The sequence below is a fragment of the Chryseobacterium sp. NG-CE01 genome (assembly GCF_055695505.1).
On record NZ_CM146369.1, the window covers coordinates 369,159 to 390,294 of the forward strand.

At 38.1% G+C, this 21,136-nt stretch carries 21 protein-coding genes and 1 tRNA gene; 5 read left to right on the forward strand and 17 right to left on the reverse strand.

Annotated features, from left to right (window positions below; all coding sequences use genetic code 11):
* Positions 1-5 precede the first annotated feature (5 nt).
* From ACYT6F_RS01755 to ACYT6F_RS01785, 7 genes are all read right to left on the reverse strand, one after another.
* Positions 6-1,931: an ABC-F family ATP-binding cassette domain-containing protein gene (locus ACYT6F_RS01755; RefSeq protein ID WP_472599614.1), complete on the reverse strand. Its 1,926-nt coding sequence runs from the start codon at positions 1,929-1,931 to the stop codon at positions 6-8.
* 189 nt (positions 1,932-2,120) lie between these two features.
* A complete protein-coding gene (locus ACYT6F_RS01760; RefSeq protein WP_472599615.1) occupies positions 2,121-3,464 on the reverse strand; it encodes a T6SS phospholipase effector Tle1-like catalytic domain-containing protein in 1,344 nt (447 codons plus the stop codon).
* Between the two features lie 132 nt (positions 3,465-3,596).
* Entirely contained in the window at positions 3,597-4,274 is a 678-nt protein-coding gene (locus ACYT6F_RS01765; RefSeq protein WP_472599616.1) for a response regulator transcription factor, read from the reverse strand.
* Complete coding sequence (locus ACYT6F_RS01770) at positions 4,243-4,971, reverse strand: sensor histidine kinase (RefSeq protein WP_472599617.1); 729 nt, start codon at positions 4,969-4,971, stop codon at positions 4,243-4,245. Before ACYT6F_RS01770 ends, ACYT6F_RS01765 begins: the two co-directional genes overlap by 32 nt.
* 50 nt (positions 4,972-5,021) lie before the next feature.
* The gene (locus ACYT6F_RS01775; RefSeq protein WP_472599618.1) at positions 5,022-5,630 is read right to left on the reverse strand and encodes a hypothetical protein; all 609 of its coding nucleotides are present in this window, start codon (positions 5,628-5,630) and stop codon (positions 5,022-5,024) included.
* Between the two features lie 15 nt (positions 5,631-5,645).
* Positions 5,646-6,377 (reverse strand): hypothetical protein, encoded by a 732-nt coding sequence (locus tag ACYT6F_RS01780; protein WP_472599619.1) that lies wholly within the window; start codon positions 6,375-6,377, stop codon positions 5,646-5,648.
* A gap of 80 nt (positions 6,378-6,457) precedes the next feature.
* Positions 6,458-7,078: a DUF5715 family protein gene (locus ACYT6F_RS01785; RefSeq protein ID WP_472599620.1), complete on the reverse strand. Its 621-nt coding sequence runs from the start codon at positions 7,076-7,078 to the stop codon at positions 6,458-6,460.
* Positions 7,079-7,295: 217 nt separating this feature from the next.
* Between ACYT6F_RS01785 and aqpZ the strand changes: the two genes are divergently transcribed.
* Positions 7,296-8,021 carry an aquaporin Z gene (gene aqpZ, locus ACYT6F_RS01790; RefSeq protein ID WP_472601092.1) on the forward strand — a complete coding sequence of 242 codons (726 nt, stop codon included), beginning with the start codon at positions 7,296-7,298 and terminating at the stop codon, positions 8,019-8,021.
* A 50-nt stretch (positions 8,022-8,071) separates the two neighbouring features.
* Here the strand turns inward: aqpZ and ACYT6F_RS01795 are convergent, their stop codons facing one another.
* The 4 genes from ACYT6F_RS01795 to ACYT6F_RS01810 form a co-directional block, all read right to left on the reverse strand.
* Positions 8,072-8,617 carry a hypothetical protein gene (locus ACYT6F_RS01795; protein WP_472599621.1) on the reverse strand — a complete coding sequence of 182 codons (546 nt, stop codon included), beginning with the start codon at positions 8,615-8,617 and terminating at the stop codon, positions 8,072-8,074.
* Positions 8,618-8,881: 264 nt separating this feature from the next.
* On the reverse strand, positions 8,882-9,862 hold the full coding sequence (locus ACYT6F_RS01800) for a LuxE/PaaK family acyltransferase (protein ID WP_472599622.1): 981 nt from the start codon (positions 9,860-9,862) through the stop codon (positions 8,882-8,884).
* A 172-nt stretch (positions 9,863-10,034) separates the two neighbouring features.
* Positions 10,035-10,826: a UDP-2,3-diacylglucosamine diphosphatase gene (locus ACYT6F_RS01805; protein ID WP_169229344.1), complete on the reverse strand. Its 792-nt coding sequence runs from the start codon at positions 10,824-10,826 to the stop codon at positions 10,035-10,037.
* Between the two features lie 23 nt (positions 10,827-10,849).
* Positions 10,850-11,296: a 6-pyruvoyl trahydropterin synthase family protein gene (locus tag ACYT6F_RS01810; protein WP_029294574.1), complete on the reverse strand. Its 447-nt coding sequence runs from the start codon at positions 11,294-11,296 to the stop codon at positions 10,850-10,852.
* A 149-nt stretch (positions 11,297-11,445) separates the two neighbouring features.
* On the opposite strand from ACYT6F_RS01810, the gene ACYT6F_RS01815 reads away from it, so the two are divergent.
* On the forward strand, positions 11,446-11,961 hold the full coding sequence (locus ACYT6F_RS01815; RefSeq protein ID WP_472599623.1) for a TlpA family protein disulfide reductase: 516 nt from the start codon (positions 11,446-11,448) through the stop codon (positions 11,959-11,961).
* On the opposite strand, the gene ACYT6F_RS01820 is transcribed toward ACYT6F_RS01815, so the two are convergent.
* A complete protein-coding gene (locus ACYT6F_RS01820; protein WP_472599624.1) occupies positions 11,956-12,339 on the reverse strand; it encodes an acyl-CoA thioesterase in 384 nt (127 codons plus the stop codon). The genes ACYT6F_RS01815 and ACYT6F_RS01820 overlap by 6 nt on opposite strands.
* Positions 12,340-12,475: 136 nt before the next feature.
* Here ACYT6F_RS01820 and ACYT6F_RS01825 point away from each other — a divergent pair, with 136 nt between their 5' ends.
* Positions 12,476-13,129 carry a ComF family protein gene (locus ACYT6F_RS01825; RefSeq protein WP_472599625.1) on the forward strand — a complete coding sequence of 218 codons (654 nt, stop codon included), beginning with the start codon at positions 12,476-12,478 and terminating at the stop codon, positions 13,127-13,129.
* Positions 13,130-13,244: 115 nt separating this feature from the next.
* Complete coding sequence (locus ACYT6F_RS01830; protein WP_472599626.1) at positions 13,245-13,934, forward strand: alpha/beta fold hydrolase; 690 nt, start codon at positions 13,245-13,247, stop codon at positions 13,932-13,934.
* 59 nt (positions 13,935-13,993) lie between these two features.
* Here ACYT6F_RS01830 and ACYT6F_RS01835 read toward each other — a convergent pair whose 3' ends face one another.
* From ACYT6F_RS01835 to der, 3 genes are all read right to left on the reverse strand, one after another.
* Positions 13,994-15,199 (reverse strand): cytochrome-c peroxidase, encoded by a 1,206-nt coding sequence (locus ACYT6F_RS01835; protein WP_472599627.1) that lies wholly within the window; start codon positions 15,197-15,199, stop codon positions 13,994-13,996.
* A gap of 310 nt (positions 15,200-15,509) precedes the next feature.
* Positions 15,510-16,163 carry a uracil phosphoribosyltransferase gene (gene upp / locus ACYT6F_RS01840; protein WP_472599628.1) on the reverse strand — a complete coding sequence of 218 codons (654 nt, stop codon included), beginning with the start codon at positions 16,161-16,163 and terminating at the stop codon, positions 15,510-15,512.
* 77 nt (positions 16,164-16,240) lie between these two features.
* Positions 16,241-17,551, reverse strand: coding sequence for a ribosome biogenesis GTPase Der (der, locus tag ACYT6F_RS01845; RefSeq protein ID WP_472599629.1), 1,311 nt, complete (start codon positions 17,549-17,551; stop codon positions 16,241-16,243).
* 250 nt (positions 17,552-17,801) lie between these two features.
* Between der and ACYT6F_RS01850 the strand changes: the two genes are divergently transcribed.
* Positions 17,802-17,872 (forward strand) — tRNA-Gln (locus ACYT6F_RS01850).
* Between the two features lie 142 nt (positions 17,873-18,014).
* Here ACYT6F_RS01850 and ACYT6F_RS01855 read toward each other — a convergent pair.
* A complete protein-coding gene (locus tag ACYT6F_RS01855) occupies positions 18,015-18,608 on the reverse strand; it encodes a hypothetical protein (protein WP_472599630.1) in 594 nt (197 codons plus the stop codon).
* Positions 18,609-18,695: 87 nt separating this feature from the next.
* Positions 18,696-20,975, reverse strand: a complete 2,280-nt coding sequence (gene katG, locus ACYT6F_RS01860; RefSeq protein ID WP_472599631.1) for a catalase/peroxidase HPI — start codon at positions 20,973-20,975, stop codon at positions 18,696-18,698.
* Between the last annotated feature and the right edge of the window lie 161 nt (positions 20,976-21,136).

Consider the following 21,136-nt stretch of genomic DNA (forward strand, 5'->3'; position numbering starts at 1 on the left):
TAGAATTAGTTCAACTGAGAACCCAGATATTCCCACTCCTGCAGCGCAAGATCCAGATCTTCTTTGGTTTTATTATACTTTTCCAACGTTTCTTCAGAAGGATTCTCTTTGGTAAACGAAACTTCAAACTCCTCAATCTTTGTTTCAAGTTCGGTAATTTTCTCTTCTACTTTTTTTAATTTATTCTGAATATTCTTCTGCTCTTTGCTTACAATTACGGATGATTCGTTAGAAACCTGCTTTTCTTCGGCCTTTTTTTCCTCAACTTTCGGCAGCTCATTGTGCAGTTTCGCCTTTTCAGCAGAAATTTCCCTGATGGATTCTTTTTGTCGGAATTCAAGATATTCATTGATGTCCCCTAAGAATTCTTTCATTTTACCATCGCGGAATTCGTAAATTTTATCACAAAGTCCTTGTAAGAATTCCCTGTCGTGCGAAATTACGATTAAGGTTCCTTCAAACTTCTGAAGCGCCAGCTTGATAATTTCCTTAGACTGAATGTCAAGGTGGTTCGTAGGTTCGTCCATAATCAGTGTATTGAACGGACGCAATAATAATTTACAAAGAGCCAGACGGTTTCTTTCCCCTCCGGAAAGTACTTTCGTTTTTTTATTCACCGCTTCCCCCTGAAAAAGGAAAGATCCCAGCAAATCACGAACTCTTGGTCTCGTTTCTTCGGTTGCAGCGTCTTCCGCTTCTTCCTGAACGGTTTTATTCGGAGTTAAAACTTCCTCCTGGTTCTGAGCGAAATAACCAATATTTACGTTATGTCCCAGATTCCAGGTTCCCGAATAATCTTTGATATCGCCTGCAAGAATTTTTGCCAGTGTTGTTTTTCCCTGTCCGTTCTGTCCTAAAAGAGCAATTCTGTCTCCTCTCTGAACAATAAAATCCACATCGTCAAAAATCTGTTTCTCTCCATAAGCTTTTCCGAGTTTTTGAGCTTCAAAAATTACTTTTCCGGGAACTACGGATTGTACGAAGCGAATGTTGAATTTAGAGACATCTTCATTATCCACTTCGATTCGCTCGATTTTGTCTAATTTTTTGATAAGCGACTGTGCGAAGGATGCTTTGGTAGCACTTGCACGGAACTTATTGATGTTATCTTCCATTTGCTTGATCTCCGCATCCTGATTCTTTTTAGCCTGAATCAGCTTTTCACGGCGGTCTTCGCGCATCACGAGATATTTGGAATAATTGGCTTTATAGTCGTCAACTTTTTTGTTGTTGATATCGAAAGTACGGTTACAAACCGCAGTCATGAACTGCTTATCGTGACTTACCAGAACAATTGCTCCGGGATAATCTTTTAAAAAGTTTTCCAGCCACATGATGGATTCCATATCGAGGTGGTTAGTAGGCTCATCGAGAAGCATAATGTCATTTTTCTGAAGAAGTAGCTTCGCAAGCTCGATTCTCATTCTCCATCCTCCTGAGAATTCGTCGGTAATCTTCTGAAAATCATCCGCTTTGAATCCGAGACCAAAAAGCACCTTTTCCATGTCGCCTTCGAGATTGTAAGCGTCATGGTTCATCAAAAGGTCGTTCAGCTCCGTCATTTTATTAATCAGATCGGTGTAAGAATCACTTTCATAGTCGGTTCTTGTGGCCATCTGATGATTCACTTCTTCAAGTTCATTTTTCCATGCGTTAATCTGTTCGAAAGCCTGCATGGTTTCTGCCCAAACCGTTCTTCCTTTTACGAAATCAAGATCCTGCTTTAGAAACCCGATGGTGATATTTCCTTCCGGAACTACATTTCCTTCATAGAAATTAATTTCCCCGGAAAGCATTTTTAATAAAGTGGATTTCCCCGCCCCATTTTTACCAACCAAACCAATTTTATCATCCTTTTTAATCGTGAAATTCACGTTTTGAAACAAATATGTTCCTGAATGATGTAATCCTAAACCTTGAACCGAAAGCATGCTAAATAATGATTAATAGTGAATAATGAATTTTCGGGTGCAAAAATACGGAAAATAAAAGAACTGGCTGTAAGAAAAATAACTTCTTATGAATGTGACTCTTAAAAAGATTTCTTTTCGGAAACAGGAATAAAAAAAGAGCTGTCTTACCAGGACAGCTCCACACCTAAATTTAAAACTGAAAAAGTACTAACATTTTTTGTATAAATTTTCCTTAATCAATATGGTTCGGCTCCAATTGTCGTTATTGGGGATATTGGTTCCGTATGCGTAATCCACGACAGAATCTTCGATATGATGTATTTCCACCTGCAGTTTTGAAGTGTTGGCAGTAAACTGATCGTCAGAATTTCCCGGTACATTCAGACCGTTGTTGATAAATTCCGTAAGTCCTCCGTCTGCTGAAGTTCTCGATATTGCCGGATGATATAATCCGAAGTTGGCGGAGATATGGGTATAATTTGCCAGTTCTTTATAATGATAAACAGGCTTTAATTCCGGGGAAAGCTTTTCTGCATACTGCTTTAGTGCATTTGAAAGCTGGATGAGATAGGGATGTTTTCCGGCATCAATTAAAAAGTTGGAATCATCAAATTCCGTATTAAAAATCGGTTTTTCAGCATTTGATTCTTCGAGCATAAGTTTTCCGTAAACTTTAGAAAGTTCATTATACACAAGGTTTCTGGCAAGATAAGCCTGAAAAAATGCTTCTCCGCGGTTTATTTCATAATTTTCCAGTACATGATCCCATATTTTATTTCCTTCTGCATCGGCTGTCGTTCTGATGTTACGGATGTAGGCTTCAACCTCATTTTCCTGCAGGAAGTTCGGAGAGATGTATACGGACTGTGGACCTTCCAGATATCCGCCACCGACATCCGCATGAGCACCGGGAACAAAAATTTTTTTCCATACGGTATTCCCAGTATCTGCTATTTTATCTTCCATTAAACCCGAATCTTCAAAAAGACAGGTTAGAGGGAAGAAAAAGCGGCATTCGTTTGCGGCACAGATATGAAGTGCCTTTTCCGTTGCAGGATGCACCATGACATTGTAATCGTTAAAAGGCGAAGATTCTACCGTGTCAAAAACTCCAAGAAACTTTACCGTAATATTTCCATGAAACTCTGTATTTTCTTTCAGCAGTTCGTAGCAAAAATTTCTGGCCAGCATCGCACCTCTGCTGAAACCGTAAACGTACAATTCATAGCGACTTGTACAATCAGACATGATCTGCCTGATAAAAGAAAATGCTTTCTGCAGTTTGTCGTCAGAAGAATACCCTTGGTATCCTGCAGGATTTTTGCAGGTAGCCATGGCAAAATCACTGTCTTCCTTCTGGGTAACTGTTCCAATGCCTTCTATATATATTTTTTCCTCACCGTTAAACTGTTGAAATAATTTATAAATATTGGTACTATTTCCATAATAACTTTCGTTGTTTTTTGGGGGCTTTTCGGGAGAAGTTGCGTTTATCCCGTTATTTCCTGTTCCGTCAAAAAAAACTCCGACGGAGATTATGCTGCTTTTCATTGACACCTTGTGGTTTTAGTTTTAAACCTTATCAAAATTGATAAAGTGAACGAATTCTTCAAAGTAACGATGAAAAAAGGCGGGATTTTAGAGTAAAAAGCACCAAATAAAAAATTCCGTATTTCTACGGAATCAGATTCTTTCTAACGGATGGATATTATTAATGATGGCATAAATAACAATACCTACTGTATTCTTGGCGCCTATTTTTTCCACGATTCTCTGCCTGTGGCTTTCTACGGTTCTTGGGCTGATGAACAGCTTTTCAGCAATTTCATTATTGGTGCATTCCTGACAGATAAGTCTTACCACATCTTTTTCACGGTCGGACAATTCATCGTCCATTTCGAAGAGCGTTCTTTTCTTGGTAGGACTGTTCATGTAGGAAAAGATCATCTGATGATCTTCAGGTGTGAAGAAAATTCCGTTTTTATAAACCATAGTAATGGCTTCCATAAAGGCTTCACGGTTGGAGTTTTTGGGTAAAAAAGCAGAAACACCCAGTTTCACCATATATCCCAGAATGGTTGTTTTATAATGGGAAGATAGGATGATAATCTTGAGGTTCGGATATTTTTCTTTAAGAACCTCAACGAGTTCAAAGCCGTTCATGGGCTGCATCTGAACATCTACCAAAGCGATATCCGGAAAGTCTTCTTCTGAAGTATTCTCTAAAACTTTGAGAAAATCCGGACCGTTATTGGAGGTAAATCCTACTGAAATATTCTGTTCGGAGGAGAGCAGCATTTTCACCCCTTCGAGGATGAGCTGCTCGTCATCAATTAATGCTACTTTGATTTGGGAATTCATTGGTGTATGGAATTTTAATGATTAGCCGGCTTCCTTTACCTAAGACATTTTTCCATTTGTGTGCCGCGTTCATGGATTTTATTCTGGATTCTATATTTTTGATCCCCATCCCTTTTTTCACCTCTTCATATTCAAAACTTTCACCGTTATCTGAGATGACTACCCCCAGATTATCACGATTGTCTTTAATATAGATCCAGACTCTTGATGCTTCCGAATGTTTGAGAACATTGGTGGTAAACTCTTGAATGATTCTGTAAAGCTGAACTTCTATGAAAATATCTTTTTTCTGAAATTTCGGGCTTACACTCAGCGAAATATTTATTCTTCCCGATAAATTGGCAATAAGCTCTTCAATATATAACACCAGTCCCACGGTTTCAAGATTTACCGGATATAATGAATGCGAGATGCTTCGTGCAGAGTCTATAAGGGAAGACATCTGGGTGGTAATATTTTTTTTTATAAGCTCGTCGCCTTTCGTATCAAGGTTATTCAGCCATAATGATAATATATTAAGCCTGTTTCCGATATCATCATGAATCATTACGGCAATTCTTTTTCTTTCGGCTTCCTGAGCTTTTATGTTTTCCAGCACCAGGTTTTTCTGATGCAGAACCTCCGCTTCATGCTGCACGTTTTTTTCTTCAATTATCCTTTTAATAAAGCTTCTGTACGCAAGCAAAATAAAAGACATGATAATTACCAGAACGACAATTAACGTAATAAAAAAGCTTATATTAAGGGTTATTTCTTTAATTTTAAAAAGGTATAAATAATTGATACATATAAAAAACTGCTGAGTATATTATTAATACTCCATATCATATTGGCTTCTTCTTTTCCCAGATCCGAAAGCTGCCTGAGAAGGAAAAACAAAAAGACCGACAGTGCATAGTAGACAAAGATAAAGCTGTCTGCCAATATAAACCTGTCGTTAATTTTACTGCTCTTAATGACAGTAAGCAGTGCATAACCGGCGAAGCAGATTACCACTATATTGGAGATCACTTTTTTTACGTCATTGGTAAGCATTTGGGAATCTATAAAGAATAAAGCAGCAAGCAGGGCTACAGGAATGAACCAATAAACCGACATATTAAGCTTTCTTATGTATAAGATCCCCAGCAGCAGAAGTTCTCCTGCAACATAAAAAGGAAAGACAAAATTCACATCTTTCAGGTTAAAAACATAAAGACAGAGTTTAACAACAGCTTCTATCAAAAAAAGAAAAATGATATAATAGACATACCATTTTTCTGAATTTTTAAAGAATTTGTACCGGATAAGTCCTATAACAGCACAAATGAAAAGTAAACTATTATTAAGATAAAGTATTACTTTGTATGTATCCACAATAATTTTTAGATATTAATTAAACGGGCACAGAGGCGGGCAAGGCTGAGACCAGTCGTACGTATTGGAAATAGTATCAATGCTTCCCGAATTCTGCAGATCATGATAAAATGAGATAAAGATAAGCGTCGGCAAAACTCTCTGATACACTTCCGAAAACTTCAGTCCGAATGAGCATATTATTTTATAAAGCCCAGGTTTGGAAGAAATAAGATCCTCAGACGGTACATAAAACTTTTTGAAAATCCTGCTTCCCTTAAACTCCGAACATTCTCTGTAGAACCAGGTCATCCCGTCATTTCTCCACGATTCTATTGCTTCAAGCGCTACATCCTGCTCCAGCATAGGCTTATTGGAAACCGGAAAATAGGTATCTGAATCGTAATCGATTCTCTGCAGATCTTTAGAAAGAACAGCATTTTTAATTACTTTATACTGCTCTGTTTCTACCAGTCTAAGATCTCCGTCAAGCTCATTCAGAGCACTGTAAGGGAATTGATCTACGATAAGTTTTTGCCCGTTGGCATCCATCGGACATAAAATAGCCACCAGCTGACCTTTAAAAACGCCTATTTCCGCACAAAATTCACTGTACTTGTTTTGGCTTTTTAACCAGGTGACCTGTTCCGTATCAAAGGTAAAAACGTAATTGGTAGGAATAAGGCTCTGGATTCTCTTATAATCTGCACAGCAGTTGGTCCATTCTGCAACGGCTACATCAAATTGATCTCTGTTGAATACATTCATATTTCACGGTTTTTAAAGTGCCATAAAATTATAGAAACTAAATTATCTGTGCAAGTATATCACATAGATTTGAAAACTATTTAATAATTCTTAACCGTAATGTGAAAACAGCCTTGCTGTCTTTCTTTGATATAGTAAATGCGCCCTGCATCATAATAGTATTTCAATACTTTTTCCAGAGCAGCTTCAAGCTTCGAATTGTTTCTTAAAACCCCATCAAAACGCACATAGGATATATCGAAAGAATTGCCGTAATTGTGAGAACTGATCCCGAGTGAGGCATTGGTATTAACTCTTCTTAACCTGCACTGATCTTCAAGAGTGCGGGTAATGGATGAAACGGTGAATGTATTTCCTTTTGTTTCTTTGCTGAACCTGGCAGCGATTCTTTCCAGCATCAGTTTTCCTTTTGAAACCATCCAGGCTCTGCTGTAGTCGAGTTTTTGCACGCGGTATCCTTTCCCGGATTTACTGATCTTGTGAAATTTTCCGTTGTTGATGTATTTCTGAACAGCCTTTGAATCTTTCAAAATCCTGACTCCAAAACTTTTAGAGGCGTCAAGATGAGGTTTGTAGAGCAATGTAGGTTCTACCTTTAAAACTTCTGTAAGATCATAGCATGGTAATGTTTTTTTAGCTTCCTGAGAATGATAAATCTCCTGCATAACGAAAGCAAAGGCCACGCATAAAAACTTTTTCATTAAAGAATGTTTTAATTTCCAATTAAAAATAATGAATTATCTATTATCAGTCAAATACCATAATAATACTACATTAAATAAAACACAATAAAAATCGGATAAAATGAAAATTTATCAATTAAAATTTAATTTATATAAATTAATGATATTAAAAATCACTTTTTATTTCGATATATAAATTATAAATTTGATTACAATTAAAAAAAAATATAATATGATGAAAAAACTTTTTGCCGAATTTTTCGGTACCTTCTGGCTTGTATTCGGAGGTTGTGGCAGTGCAGTGTTTGCCTCCCAGATTGCTCCTTCTGCCCATGGACAAATAGGAATCTTGCTAATTGGCGTATCTCTCGCTTTCGGACTCACTGTTCTTACTATGGCTTATGCTGTAGGACCTATTTCCGGCGGACATTTCAATCCTGCCGTAAGTTTCGGATTAATGGCGGGAGGAAGGTTTCCTGTCCGGGAACTTGTTCCATATATCATAGCCCAATGTTTAGGAGCTACAGCAGCCGCAGCAGCTTTATACATCATTTTACAAGGTTCCGGAAGTATCGATTTTTCCGCACCGGGTGCTTTTGCTACCAATTTTTACGATGCTCCCGTTTATTTTGAGAAAAGCTACTCTATGGGCGCCGCCTTCCTGACCGAATTTCTACTGACCGCTTTTTTCCTGATCATTATTATGGGAACGACCGACAGGCATTCCCACGGAAAGTTTGCGGGAATCGCCATCGGAATTGCTCTTACTTTGATTCATTTGATCTCGATTCCGATTACCAATACTTCCGTGAATCCGGCGCGATCGCTCTCTCAGGCAATTTTTGTACAGGGCAATGCACTTTCGCAGCTCTGGCTGTTCTGGGCTGCTCCGATTTTAGGTGGAATTTCCGGCGGGCTTATATATAAATTTTTGCTCCGAAAAGAACACGAAATTTCATAATCGGTTTAAGCAAACAAAAAATCCTGTTCTTCAACAGGATTTTTTTGGTCTTATTTTAATTTTTTAATATCAAAAGGATTTTTAAAGATCAGTTCTTCATGTTTCCCTTTGATCTCTAATTTTCTCTGAAGCAGGTTCAGCGCCATTTTCCGGATAAAAAGATCTTTATCATTTAGCTTCCAGTAAGCATCTTCATGAACCTTTCTCGGCTTTCTGATGGTGTAAAATTCAGTATTCCAGGAATCTACATTGTGATAAAACTCAATGATGCCGCAGTGTTCCGGAATAAGCGTGTGATCTACCATTCCCATCGGAAGCAGAAAGCTGAAGGCATTGCAGACATAATCGCCGCAGGAAATTTTGTCATGCTTCAGGAACTTTTCGCCGGTACTGGAATTGGTGTAGGATTTTTTAAAATCATTTTTAAAATCACTTTTTGATAGCTTGATTTCTATTTCGTGACTGAATCCTTCCGAATCCACAATCAGAATATCAGCCTCCCAATCTGCCTGAAAATGATTGGTCAGCACAATTTCCTTCTCAAAATCACATTGAGAATAAATAAATGCATGAACCAATTCTTCTATTTTTAACATTTTTTTATTTTGACAGCATTGTATCCCTGGTATACGTCGTCCCTTCGGGATTGTATTTTAAATTATTTTTAATAGGATTGCTTCCTATTCTTAAAAATCATTCATTGATAGGATTTACATCCTATTCTTATGTAGGTCGTCCTTTCAGGATTCCAATAGTTTTTATTTTAACAATCATTCGAGATCAGGCAGGATGTGCAGCTATATTTTAAAACAATCACGCTCACCTCTCATCTCATCTCTTATACCCTGAAACTCTCAAACCTAACTTACGAGTAAACTGCAGCCCCGAATATCAGAGTGGTCGATTCTGCCTAAAACCTGAAATTTATCTCCGACGATTTTTCCTAAATCCTGAGTGGCAATAAATGCACAGGAATGCACGTTGGCAAGATCAATAATGTTGATGGCGCCTGTTCTCCCTTCTTTTTCGTAGTTAAAAGGATCTTCTGCATTCCGGATCATGATTCTCATCCACTTTGGACATTTGTATTCATTATTTCCCAAAGAATAGGCCTGTGAAAGGAGTTCGGTCATGGAATATTCGGAATAAATTTTTTCCGTTTTAAAACCTTCTTGTAAAATTTTCAGAAGTTCATCTTTGGTCATTTCTTCTTTTCTTCCTTTCATACCGCCAGTCTCGATCACTGTTAGAGAGTCGGAGAATTTGAGCGTTTTAGTGTTTGAGTCGCAATAATCAAGAAAATCCAGTAATGCAAAGGAAACTCCAAAGAGAATAACTTTTTTGTCTTCCAGTTTATTTAAAAGGGCAAACAGATCTTCATGATTGTAAAGAAAATATCCGTTTTCAGGCTTTCCTGATTTTTTCATTAAATAATCAACCATATAAATAAGAGAAGAATTTTGACGCTCGAGATAGCTTGGCAGCAATCCAAGGAAAATAAAGTCTTCCGGCTTTCCTATGAATTCTGAAAAACTTTTATAAATGCTTTCTTTATAGAGATCTTCGTCCGCAATAAAATGCTTTGAAAGATTCATCTGCGTAGTTCCCGAACTTTGAAAGAAGAGATCTGCCTTCACATTTTTATCTGTTATCTGATGATTCTTAAACATCTCGATTGGAAGGAACGGAATTTTGACCAGTTCATCCACTTCGTCAGGATTAATATTGAGATAATCTACAAAACGTCTGTAAATTTCAACATTCTGATATTGGTAACGAAAAGTTCTGAGAGATGCCGACAAAAAGTCTTTTTCGGTTTGTATGTCAAATATTGTATCCACTTCAAAAGTATTTTCTCTTACAGTCTCATTATAAAACAATTAATGAAACCATTGAGCTTTTTAATATTTTTTTAATATAAAATTTAAATTTTGGTCGGGTTATTGCAATTACAAAACCGGAATATGGATTAAAAACAAGAGTGAAATTCGTTTCGCTCGAAGAATTACCTCTTTATGGGGTAATTCTTTTTGTTTTCATTTCAAATGTCTTCAGATGAAACTCGTGCTCAAACACTCCGTATGTAAAGTAAGAGATCCAGTCTCCCAGATTGATATATTTTGCTTTCCCCTCCAGTTCCAGAATCATAGGAAGATGACGGTGGCCATAGATAAAATAATCTATTTTCTGTGTTTTAAGCTTTTCTTTGGAATAAATAATTAGAAATTCTTTATCCTCGCCCAAAAATTCTTTGTCTTCATCACCGGAAATCATTTTATTTTTCTGCGACATGTACAGCGCAATTTTCATGGCAATATCCGGATGCAACCATTTGAAGAACCACTGTGCAACAGGATTGGTAAAGACCTTTTTCATTCTTTTGTATCCTTTATCACCTGGCCCGAGGCCATCTCCGTGAGCAAGCAGAAACTGCTTACCCCCCATTTCAAAATACTGTTTTGTATAAAAAACGGTACATCCTATTTCTTCTTCAAGATAATCTTTCATCCAAAGGTCATGGTTTCCTACAAAGAAATAAATATGAATTCCCCGGTCTTTGAGTTCGGCAATTTTACCCAACACCCGTACGTATCCTTTCGGAATGACGTGTTTCCATTCGTGCCAGAAATCAAAAAGATCACCCATTAAAAACAAGACCTGTGCATCATGCTTGATCTCGTCCATCCAGCGGATAAAGTGTTCTTCGCGCACTTTGCTAGATTTTGGATCCGGTGCACCGAAATGCTGATCGGAAGCAAAATATACTTTTTTTCCAGGTTCTAAATTAATGGTTGTCTTTAACACTTCTGAATATTTATTGATCTACATTACTGATTATCTTCCGCAAACCATTCTCCGTAAGAATTTTCTGTTTCGTGAAGCTTAAGATAAGCTAGGGAAATCCCTTCCGGAAGCTTGGATTTTATTTTTGCAGCAATCGCATACAGCATGTTTTCGCAGGTCGGCTGGAACGTACAGTAAATTACTTTATGTCCTTTTCCTTCAAGATCTTCCCCCAATTCTTTATGTGGGGAGAGTCCGTTGATCAGCACCGCATGATCCCACACATCTACAATTTCAGATTTTACGATACTTTTTATGTCTCCAAAATCTACCACCATCCCGTTTTTCGGGTTTTCCAAATCATTTACAGGCTTTCCTTTCACCGTCACAAACAGCTTGTAGGAATGCCCATGCATATTTTTACATTTCCCATCATAATTGTACAGCACATGGGCTGTTTCGAATGTAAAAATTTTTGTAATACGTATCATAGTGCAAAGATAAGGAATTTGCTTTGAGTTTCAGGCTGGTAAATTGTGACTATAGATTTAAGAATGCATGTATGAAGGTAAATGATATTTGCCATACATCACAATAAACAAAATCTTTAGCACGTTGATAAGAAATTAATACCCGATAGATGACCAAACTACTCAAATATTTTTCATCTTCTTTTCTTCTCTTTTGCGTGTCTTTAAACGCGCAGCAAAAACATTTTCAGGCTCACCCTCTTCTTGAAAAAAAGATCGGACAACATTTTCCTATTGAAAATTTTAAAAATGGCGAAGGTAAAAATTTCAGCGCTCAGGAACTCACCGGAAAAGTTACACTTATCAATTTTTGGTCAACAACCTGCGCGCCATGTATTGAAGAACTTCCGTACCTCAATCAAATTAAGAAAAATTTAGGTAATAAAGTAAATTTTATTGCAATCAACCACGACCCGAAAGAGAAGGTTGACCGGTTTTTATTAACACATGAATTCAATTTTCTGCACATTACGGATTCAATGAAAGAATTACAGTCCTACTTTTCATTAATAAGAAATCCTCTTACTTTTATTATTGATAAAAACGGAACCGTATCGGAGATCACAGGGACCATTGATAAAGAAAAATCGGACTTGGTTCTTACGATTCTTAATGAAAAATTATAAAATATCCAACCAATCACTTTCCAGCCTGATAATCCTTTCCGTTTCCTTATCAATGAATACCCAGAGCGTTAAGGAATCTACTACCAGCTGATCATTGCAGTAGAATTCTACTTTTCTCGGCTGACGGATTCCTTCGGGAGTTTTCGGATAAGTTTTTATAGTGAGGATTTCTCCCAGATAGACCTGCTTTTTATATTGAATGTGATGATCCAGAAGCATCCAGATATCATCAGGATTTTTGGTTTTATGTTTCACGAAATCCCAGTGTTCAGTGGCAATCTCTTCTACCCATTTGACGTATTGGACATTATTGACGTGATTGTTTTGGTCAATATGTTCTTCTGTCACCACGATTTGCTTTTCATAAATCAAACTCATCTCCTTCAATATTTATTCAAAAATAAGACATAAAATTAAAGAATCTGCTTGAATCCCGTATTATTCAATGTTTGCACCTGAAATCAGACTATGAAATAACTTACAAGTTAGTATATTAGCAAAAAATTACGCACAAATGATTCTGGATATTCTGTTTCCGAACCGCTGCCTGGGCTGCAGCAGTATTATTTCGGCCGATCTTCTGATCTGTGAGCTTTGTTTCAGCCGGGTTGATTTCATACATTCCGGCTATTCGGATGATAATTTTATTAAAGAAAAATGCAGACTTCTTTTTCCTGTTGAGAATACTTTTGCCTTAATGCAATTCGGAAAAGAAAATCTCAGCAGAAAAATCATCCATGAACTAAAATACAAAAGCAGGGAAAAAACAGGAGAAATTCTGGCACAGTGGACATCTGAACGTCTTGATTTTGGGAACCAGAAGCCTGATTTATTGGTCTCGGTACCGCTGCATCCTAAAAAACTTAAAGAAAGAGGCTATAACCAGCTGCACTTATTTACCGAAAAAATTTCTGAATTCTACAACATTCCGTTCGACCATAATCTGATCCGGAGAAATCATTATTCAAAAGCCCAGGCGCTGAAGAACAGGCAACGCCGCCTGGAAACGGAAAACACATTTTCCATTACCAAGACAATTACCGGAAAGAATATTCTGCTTATTGATGATGTGTTCACTACCGGGAATACGGTTGCTACCATTGCATGGGAAATTCTTAAAGCCGGAAATAATAAGATAAGTATATTAGTGATGGCTGTGGATGCTTAGATTAAAAGTTTAAAGTTCAGAGTATAGGGTTTAAAAGTGTAAGAACTTTAAATAAGCTATTTCTTTCATATATGAGATGTAATAAATTTTAGTAATTTTCCGGGAAAACATTACCATGTCAAATCTTATTTTACTCCATGGCGCATTAGGTCACCGCCAGACCTTTGATCCTTTCATCGAGGAGCTTTCAAAATATTTTACCGTTCATACGCCTTTATTTTCAGGGCATGGAGACTCCGAACTCCCGGAAGATGGCATCAGCATTGAAAAATACACGTGTGAATTGCAGGAATTTATCGAATCAAATAACCTTTATGATGTTGATATTTTCGGCCACAGCATGGGCGGTTATATAGCACTCTGCCATGCTTTGGAGTATCCAAAAAGAATCAATTCTGTGATGACTTTGGGAACAAAATTCGACTGGACGGAAGAACAGGCATTAAAGGAAAGTAAAATGCTTGATCCTGAAGTCATTGCTCAAAAAGTACCAAAATATGCCACGATTATGGAAGCACAACACGGAAAAAAATGGAAAAAACTGATGCACTCCGTTGCTGATCTTATGGTTTCCTTAGGAAAAAACCCTCCATTGAAAGTTAACCTTTCAGCAATAGACATCCCCATTCAGATTATGGTAGGAGATCAGGATAACATGGTGACCCTGGAAGAAAGTATGGATGCCTGCAAAAGCCTTCCGGACGGAAGACTGGCCGTACTCCCTGGCACAAAGCATCCGATGGATAAAGTCAGAGTCAGACTATTACTGGATTTAATGAAAGATTTCTGGAAGATACCAGAGTAATTTAAGTTTATATTAACAAAAAAAGCTGCCAACGACAGCTTTAGAATGAAGATTCAAGATTATTTAAAAGGATTGCTCCATTTTTTATTGGTATACACATCGCTTCCGGATAAGGTTTTCAAAAATGCAATCACCGCATCTGTTTCCTGAGATGTGACGTTGAGCTTCTGTCCTACACCATTCGGCGTAAGTCGCGGATCGAGGTTGGTATTTCCTGCAGCGATGCTTATGGTTGCGTAATGACCAATTACCTGCTGTAGTGTTGTAAAGGCTCCGGTATGCATCAACCTGCCGTTTTCAAGTCCGCTGTTGTTGGTAACGTTTCTTAAACTCGGCGCTCTTGTATTGGCGATATCAATACCTGTTCCGCTTATTTTTCCAATAATCCCGTTGTTTCTTGAGTTAGGATTAATATCGAATTCCGGAGCTGCATGACATGCGGCACATCCTAACCCGCCTCCTGTACGGTTTCCTGAACCATCGAATACGGGAGGAGCCAGAAATAAATTTTTACCCTGATTTTCTTGCGCAGTAAAATTGGCAAACGGCTGCTGGTCGTTGGCACTCGACGCTCTTCCTGCATCATATTTAGAATCAAAAGACTGAATACTTCTTACAAACTGTGCCAGAGCATTCTGAATTCTGGTTTGGGTTACCGCCGCATCTCCATACACAAACGTAAACATTTCCTGATAATATTTTATGTTCTGAAGCTTGGCAATCAGGTCCTGCAGGCTGCCGTCACCATTGGTTCCGCTGAAACCCATTTCTACATGATCCTGAATCGGGAAAACAGTTTTTGCTTCTAATGTTGATGCTCTTTCGTCCCAGAAAAATTTTGCTTCATTGCTGAACCGGGCGTTTACAAGCCTCATAGAATGCCTTCCTGTAGTTCCGTTAACACCGATACTTGCCACAGCATTATCTCCGAAAGCCAGCTCCTGTTTGTGGCAGCTTGAGCAGGAAATGGTATTATCCTTAGAGAGATTTTTATCATAAAACAAAATCCTTCCCAGAGTAGCACCTTTATCCGTTATCGGGTTTCCTGCGGTATTATCTTTGGTAATATAAGCCGGCTTGATTTGATTGGCATAATTTTCAAGACTGCTCAGATTAATATTGGCTCCGAAAGCAGCTGTAATATTGGGATATTCGTCTTTAGAAAGAGGAGCTTCTTCATATACGTCGCCGCCGGAACAAGAGTAAAAAACAGCCGCTAAAAAAATTGAGGGAACAATGAGTGATGTTAAATTTTTTTTCATCATTTGGAATACGTTTTTTATTTGGTTATCTATCAAGTTTTGTTGCATAATTTTAAGATAAAATTTCTTCTTAATGCTTTCTATCTTTTTAGACGACTTATTTTTTGTATTCCTTCTGTAGTATTTAATTTTTTTTAATATTTTTTATCAAATTAAGAATTAAGAGTAGTTTGAACCAAAGTTGTGATCCGTCAGGCACAAATATTTAAGGGTGACATTACTGATGCCACCCTATTTTTGTATAGTTAAGTTTGAACTTTTTTAAAAACAGAAAAGTTTCACGTATCTAATCTGTAATATTTACGACTGTAAATTAGCGTTGTAGTTTTTCTCCGTAGCTTAAATCTCCGGCATCTCCCAAACCTGGCGTGATATACCCCTTGGAAGTGAGCTGCTCATCGATGGCTCCCACCCATATTTTGGCTTCGGGATAAGCTTTTTCTATGGTTTCAACACCCTGTTTTGAAGCAATTGCAGCTACGATATGAAGCTGGCTTGGCTTGCCGTGGGTGAGTAAATCTTTGATCGCTTCAATTAAAGAAGCCCCTGTAGCCAACATCGGATCACCGACAATTAAAGGTCTTCCTTCGATATCGGGACACGTTAAATAATCCTGCTTGATGGAGAAATAATCATTAGCATCATGTTTTCTGTATGCTGCCACGAATCCGCAGTCGGCTTTGTCGAAATAATTCAGAATTCCCTGAAACAAAGGGACACCGGCTCTTAATATGGTTGTAATAACCGGCTGAACAGCAATTTCTCTGACTCTGATCTTATCTAACGGTGTCTGAATTTCGATCTCCTTTTGCCCGAGACTTTTACTAATTTCAAAAGCGGCTATTTCGCCGATCCGCTCCATATTTCTGCGGAACCTCATCCTGTCATGCTGAATATCAACATTCCTGAGTTCATTAATCCATGAATTAACCAAAGAAAACTGTTCTGATAGTACAACTGTATTCATTATTGTGAAACTTTTATCTAAAATATGAAATTATATAGAATAAAATCCCTTCCAGGTTTTCCTGAAAGGGATGCTCATTATTTTTGTCTGAAATACACTTCAATTGGAACTCCGGTAAATCCGAACTCTTTTCTCAGCTGATTTTCAGTAAATCTTTTGTATGGTTCTTTAACGTACTGCGGAAGGTTGCAGAAGAAAACAAACTGCGGTGACGGTGTCGGAAGCTGTACGCAATATTTAATTTTGATATATTTTCCTTTATTTGCAGGTGGCGGTGTTCCTTCAAAAATAGGGAGCATCACTTCGTTTAATTTTGAAGTTTTAATCTTTTTCTTACGGTCTTCGTATACTTCCATAGCAACTTCAACTGCTTTTAAGATTCTCTGCTTGGTTAATGCCGAAATAAACAAAATCGGGATGTCCTGGAATTGTCCGATCTTATCTTTGATCTGTCTTTCGAAATCACGCATGGTATTGGTTTGCTTATCTTCAACAAGATCCCATTTATTTACCAAAATTACGATTCCTTTTCTGTTTTTCTGGGCAAGGCTGAAGATATTCATGTCCTGAGATTCCCATCCCTGGGTAGCATCTACCATAATGATCACGACATCCGAAAATTCAATAGAACGGATGGAACGCATCACGGAATAGAATTCCAGGTCTTCACTTACTTTAGATTTTTTACGCATTCCGGCAGTGTCTACAAGTACAAATTCATGTCCGAATTTATTGTAAAGCGTCTGGATGCTGTCTCTTGTAGTTCCCGCAATGTCTGTGACGATATTTCTTTCTACATCCAGCAATGCATTTGTAAGGGTGGATTTTCCCACATTCGGACGTCCTGCGATAGTAATTTTCGGCAGTCCTTCAAAAGGGTCTTTGTATTCTGTAGTCGGGAAATCTCTCACAATATCATCCAGAAGATCACCAGTTCCTGATCCTGTTGCAGAAGATAAAGTATAATATTTATCGATTCCCAACTGATAAAATTCCGTTGCAGGAAGTTCTTCTTTCGAAGAATCTACTTTGTTGATGACAATATAAATTGGTTTATTGGATCTTCTTAAAAGCCTATAAATTTCATAGTCTGTATCGGTAAGCCCTTCTTCCACATTCATCATAAAAATAATGGAGGTTGCCTCATCTACAGCTAGCTGAACCTGTTTGCGGATTTCTTCTTCAAAGATATCATCCGTTCCTACATCATAACCACCGGTATCAATTACGGTGAAATCTACTCCATTCCAGTCGGACTTTCCGTAATGACGGTCCCTGGTAACTCCTGCAGTAGAATCTACAATGGCTTCTCTTCTTTCTAATAAACGGTTAAATAACGTGGATTTTCCTACGTTGGGACGCCCAACGATTGCGACTATATTCGACATAAAAAATGTTTAATAATCCTTCAACAAAGCTCAGGATAAGTTATTAATGGGTTTCTCCAACTTTTGGAGCCCAATTTTTTTGCAAAGATACAGTTTTAATTTAAATTCTGTTTACAGCGCGATAAACATGTGAAATTGTAAGAAAAATAATTCTTTGAATATCAGCAAAAAAACGAATATTATCGGCAAATATTAGTTATTTCATTTTTATTTTTAAAATAATTTATATAATTTCGCGACATAGAAATACAGACCCATGGTGTAGCGGTAACACTACTGATTTTGGTTCAGTCATCTGGGGTTCGAATCCCTGTGGGTCTACATTCGTTAATCGTTAATTATCAAATAATTAACGATTTTTTTATTTCTTTAGTTTACGCATATTCGTAATTAGTTCCAATATTATAAAACATCAGCATGTAAACTAAGATAAATTTTAAATATTACGAAAAACTAATTACAATCAATACCTGGAAATTAAGACCCAAGCCGAGCCGTTGCTTTGTACTACAATGCCTCTTCCCAAGTCGCTGTTATTTAGTCCGTAATTGGTAAAGTTACCGCCATTAATTCTGAAAGTCCCAGTTACGGTAACATTTCCTGTTGTATCATTAATGAGATTATACACACGGCCTGTATTGGACGTATTAGGAGTAGGCAAAGCTATATTTCCCGTTACAAGAACGGTAAAATCATCTGCAGCCACCGTACCGCTTGCAAGCGTTCTTATTCTCCGGTCATCTGAAGACAAAAGTTTTACCCAACGGCTGCCGTTAAAGAGATAATATCCCGGAGTCGTCACTGTAGTTGTCTGTCCGCTGGGAGCAGAATCTGCTGCGGTAACATATACGATAGCGCCGGTCTGAAGACCCGAATATGTTTTTGACCTCAGCTGATCGCCAATAATATTCGGCGCTATAATTCCGTCCATAGAGCTTACAATTGAAGGTTTTCCTATTACTTCTAATGTAGCATTGGGAGTGTTTGTATTGATGCCAACTTGTGCGAAATTAAAAATTCCTAAAAAAATCAAAAGAGGAAATAATTTTCTCATCATGTACATATTTTTTAATAAAATTAATAAAATAGAAAAGACAGCCAAAAAAATAAGCTGTCTTTTTACGTATTTTATAATTATGTTAAATTATTTTAGGTCAAATCGATCGAGGTTCATTACTTTTACCCAGGCAGCAATAAAATCATTAACAAACTTTTCCTGTGAGTCAGAACTTGCGTATACCTCGGCAATTGCTCTTAATTCAGAGTTAGATCCAAAAACCAGATCGGCCCGCGTGGCAGTCCATTTCTTTTCTCCGGTCTTTCGGTCTGTCCCTTCATAGAGTTCATTATCCTGAGAAACTGGTTTCCACTGCGTACTCATATCCAGCAGATGGACAAAAAAATCATTGGTAAGAAATCCCGGTCTCTTAGTGAAGATTCCGTGTTGAGAACCGTCAAAATTAGCATTGAGCGCGCGCATTCCTCCAATAAGGACAGTAAGTTCAGGAGCGGTAAGCGTTAGCAGTTGTGCTTTGTCAATCAATAAAGATTCTGTAGAAACGGAGAATTTTTTCTTTAAATAATTTCTGAACCCATCAGCCAAAGGTTCCAAAAACTGCATGGATTCTACGTCGGTCTGTTCCTGTGAAGCATCTGTTCTACCCGGTGAAAAAGGAACGATAATCGTATGGCCTGCATCTTTTACTGCTTTTTCAACCGCTGCACTTCCTGCAAGGACAATTAAATCCGCCAATGAAATTTTCTTCCCCCCGGTCTGGCTTTCATTAAATTCTTTCTGAATATTTTCCAGCGTACTTAAAACTTTCTGCAGCTGGGCCGGATTATTCACTTCCCAGTTTTTCTGAGGCACAAGACGGATTCTTGCTCCATTGGCTCCTCCTCTTTTATCACTTCCTCTGAAGGTGGAAGCAGAAGCCCACGCTGTTGATACCAGTTCAGAAACACTTAATCCTGAATCCAGAATTTTTGATTTCAACGCTTCAATATCAGAATTGTGAATTAACACATGATCTACTGCAGGAAGCGGATCCTGCCAGAGGAGTTCTTCGGAAGGAACCTCCGGTCCAAGATAACGAGCTTTCGGTCCCATATCTCTGTGCGTAAGTTTAAACCAAGCCCTTGCAAAAGCATCTGCAAACGCATCCGGGTTTTCATAAAATCGTCTTGATATTTTTTCATATTCGGGATCAAATCTTAAGGAAAGATCTGTCGTGAGCATCGTTGGTCTGTGCTTTTTATGGGGATCAAAAGCATCCGGAATGGTTTCGCTGGCGTTTTTCGCAACCCACTGATGGGCACCGGCAGGACTTTTAGTAAGTTCCCATTCGTTTTCAAAAAGATTTTTGAAAAAATTATTGCTCCATTGAGTAGGCGTTTCTGTCCAGGTAACTTCAAGTCCGCTTGAGATTGCATCTCTTCCTTTTCCGGAATTGTAAGTACTGTTCCATCCGAATCCCTGTGCTTCAATACTTTCCGCTTCCGGTTCTTTTCCAACATGATCTGCCGGCCCTGCACCGTGTGTTTTCCCGAATGTATGACCTCCGGCGATAAGCGCCACCGTCTCTTCATCATTCATAGCCATTCTTCCAAAGGTATCACGGATATCTTTTGCGGCTGCTATCGGATCCGGGTTTCCGTCCGGGCCTTCAGGATTTACATAAATAAGCCCCATCTGCACGGCGGCCAAAGGTTTTTCAAGATCTCGCGTATGAATATCTCCGTCTGCGTCATCATCTGTAGGCAATACTCCGCGACCTTCTACAACGCCGTCTGAACCGTGTGAATAGCGAAGATCACCTCCGAGCCATGTTTTTTCAGATCCCCAGTAAACATCCATATCCGGCTCCCATACATCTTCACGGCCTCCCGCAAATCCGAATGTTTTAAAGCCCATGGATTCTAAGGCTACATTTCCCGTAAGAATCATAAGATCTGCCCAGGATATTTTCTTTCCATATTTTTGTTTGATCGGCCATAGAAGTCTTCTCGCTTTATCCAGATTCACATTATCCGGCCAGCTGTTCAGCGGTGCAAAACGCTGCTGTCCTGCACCGGCACCTCCTCGTCCGTCTCCTACACGGTATGTTCCTGCGCTGTGCCAGGCCATACGGATAAAAAGAGGTCCGTAATGTCCGAAATCAGCGGGCCACCAGTCCTGTGAATCTGTCATTAAGTGATGAAGATCTTTTTTTACCGCTTCAAGATCCAGACTATTAAATTCTTCTGCATAGTTAAAATCTTTATCCATGGGATTGGATAAGGATGAATGCTGCCGGAGAATATCTACTTTCAGCTGATCCGGCCACCAGTCTGAATTTTTGGTACCGCCACCGGCGAAATTTTCTTTTTTCATAGATCCGTTATGAAACGGGCATTTACTGATGTCATTCAAGTCTTTTTCCATTGTCGTTAATTTTATGTTGATTCTTAAATTATTTATGAGACAAACTTACATAAGTTTTTTAATAAACGAAATCTATTAAAAGTATTTTTATAATAGTTAAAAACGATAATTAATATTTTGAATGTTTCTGATACAGTTAAATTTAAGAATAACTTGCATAT

Coding starts and splice junctions, on each gene's coding strand:
- ACYT6F_RS01765 (WP_472599616.1), bottom strand. CDS start 4,274: ATGAATTCCCAAATCAAAGTAGCATTAATTGATGACGAGCAGCTCATC.
- ACYT6F_RS01835 (WP_472599627.1), bottom strand. CDS start 15,199: ATGATGAAAAAAAATTTAACATCACTCATTGTTCCCTCAATTTTTTTA.
- ACYT6F_RS01780 (WP_472599619.1), bottom strand. CDS start 6,377: ATGAATGTATTCAACAGAGATCAATTTGATGTAGCCGTTGCAGAATGG.
- aqpZ (WP_472601092.1), top strand. CDS start 7,296: ATGAAAAAACTTTTTGCCGAATTTTTCGGTACCTTCTGGCTTGTATTC.
- ACYT6F_RS01825 (WP_472599625.1), top strand. CDS start 12,476: ATGATTCTGGATATTCTGTTTCCGAACCGCTGCCTGGGCTGCAGCAGT.
- ACYT6F_RS01815 (WP_472599623.1), top strand. CDS start 11,446: ATGACCAAACTACTCAAATATTTTTCATCTTCTTTTCTTCTCTTTTGC.
- upp (WP_472599628.1), bottom strand. CDS start 16,163: ATGAATACAGTTGTACTATCAGAACAGTTTTCTTTGGTTAATTCATGG.
- ACYT6F_RS01795 (WP_472599621.1), bottom strand. CDS start 8,617: ATGTTAAAAATAGAAGAATTGGTTCATGCATTTATTTATTCTCAATGT.
- ACYT6F_RS01820 (WP_472599624.1), bottom strand. CDS start 12,339: ATGAGTTTGATTTATGAAAAGCAAATCGTGGTGACAGAAGAACATATT.
- der (WP_472599629.1), bottom strand. CDS start 17,551: ATGTCGAATATAGTCGCAATCGTTGGGCGTCCCAACGTAGGAAAATCC.
- ACYT6F_RS01755 (WP_472599614.1), bottom strand. CDS start 1,931: ATGCTTTCGGTTCAAGGTTTAGGATTACATCATTCAGGAACATATTTG.
- ACYT6F_RS01760 (WP_472599615.1), bottom strand. CDS start 3,464: ATGAAAAGCAGCATAATCTCCGTCGGAGTTTTTTTTGACGGAACAGGA.
- katG (WP_472599631.1), bottom strand. CDS start 20,975: ATGGAAAAAGACTTGAATGACATCAGTAAATGCCCGTTTCATAACGGA.
- ACYT6F_RS01810 (WP_029294574.1), bottom strand. CDS start 11,296: ATGATACGTATTACAAAAATTTTTACATTCGAAACAGCCCATGTGCTG.
- ACYT6F_RS01855 (WP_472599630.1), bottom strand. CDS start 18,608: ATGATGAGAAAATTATTTCCTCTTTTGATTTTTTTAGGAATTTTTAAT.
- ACYT6F_RS01785 (WP_472599620.1), bottom strand. CDS start 7,078: ATGAAAAAGTTTTTATGCGTGGCCTTTGCTTTCGTTATGCAGGAGATT.
- ACYT6F_RS01830 (WP_472599626.1), top strand. CDS start 13,245: ATGTCAAATCTTATTTTACTCCATGGCGCATTAGGTCACCGCCAGACC.
- ACYT6F_RS01770 (WP_472599617.1), bottom strand. CDS start 4,971: ATGTCTTTTATTTTGCTTGCGTACAGAAGCTTTATTAAAAGGATAATT.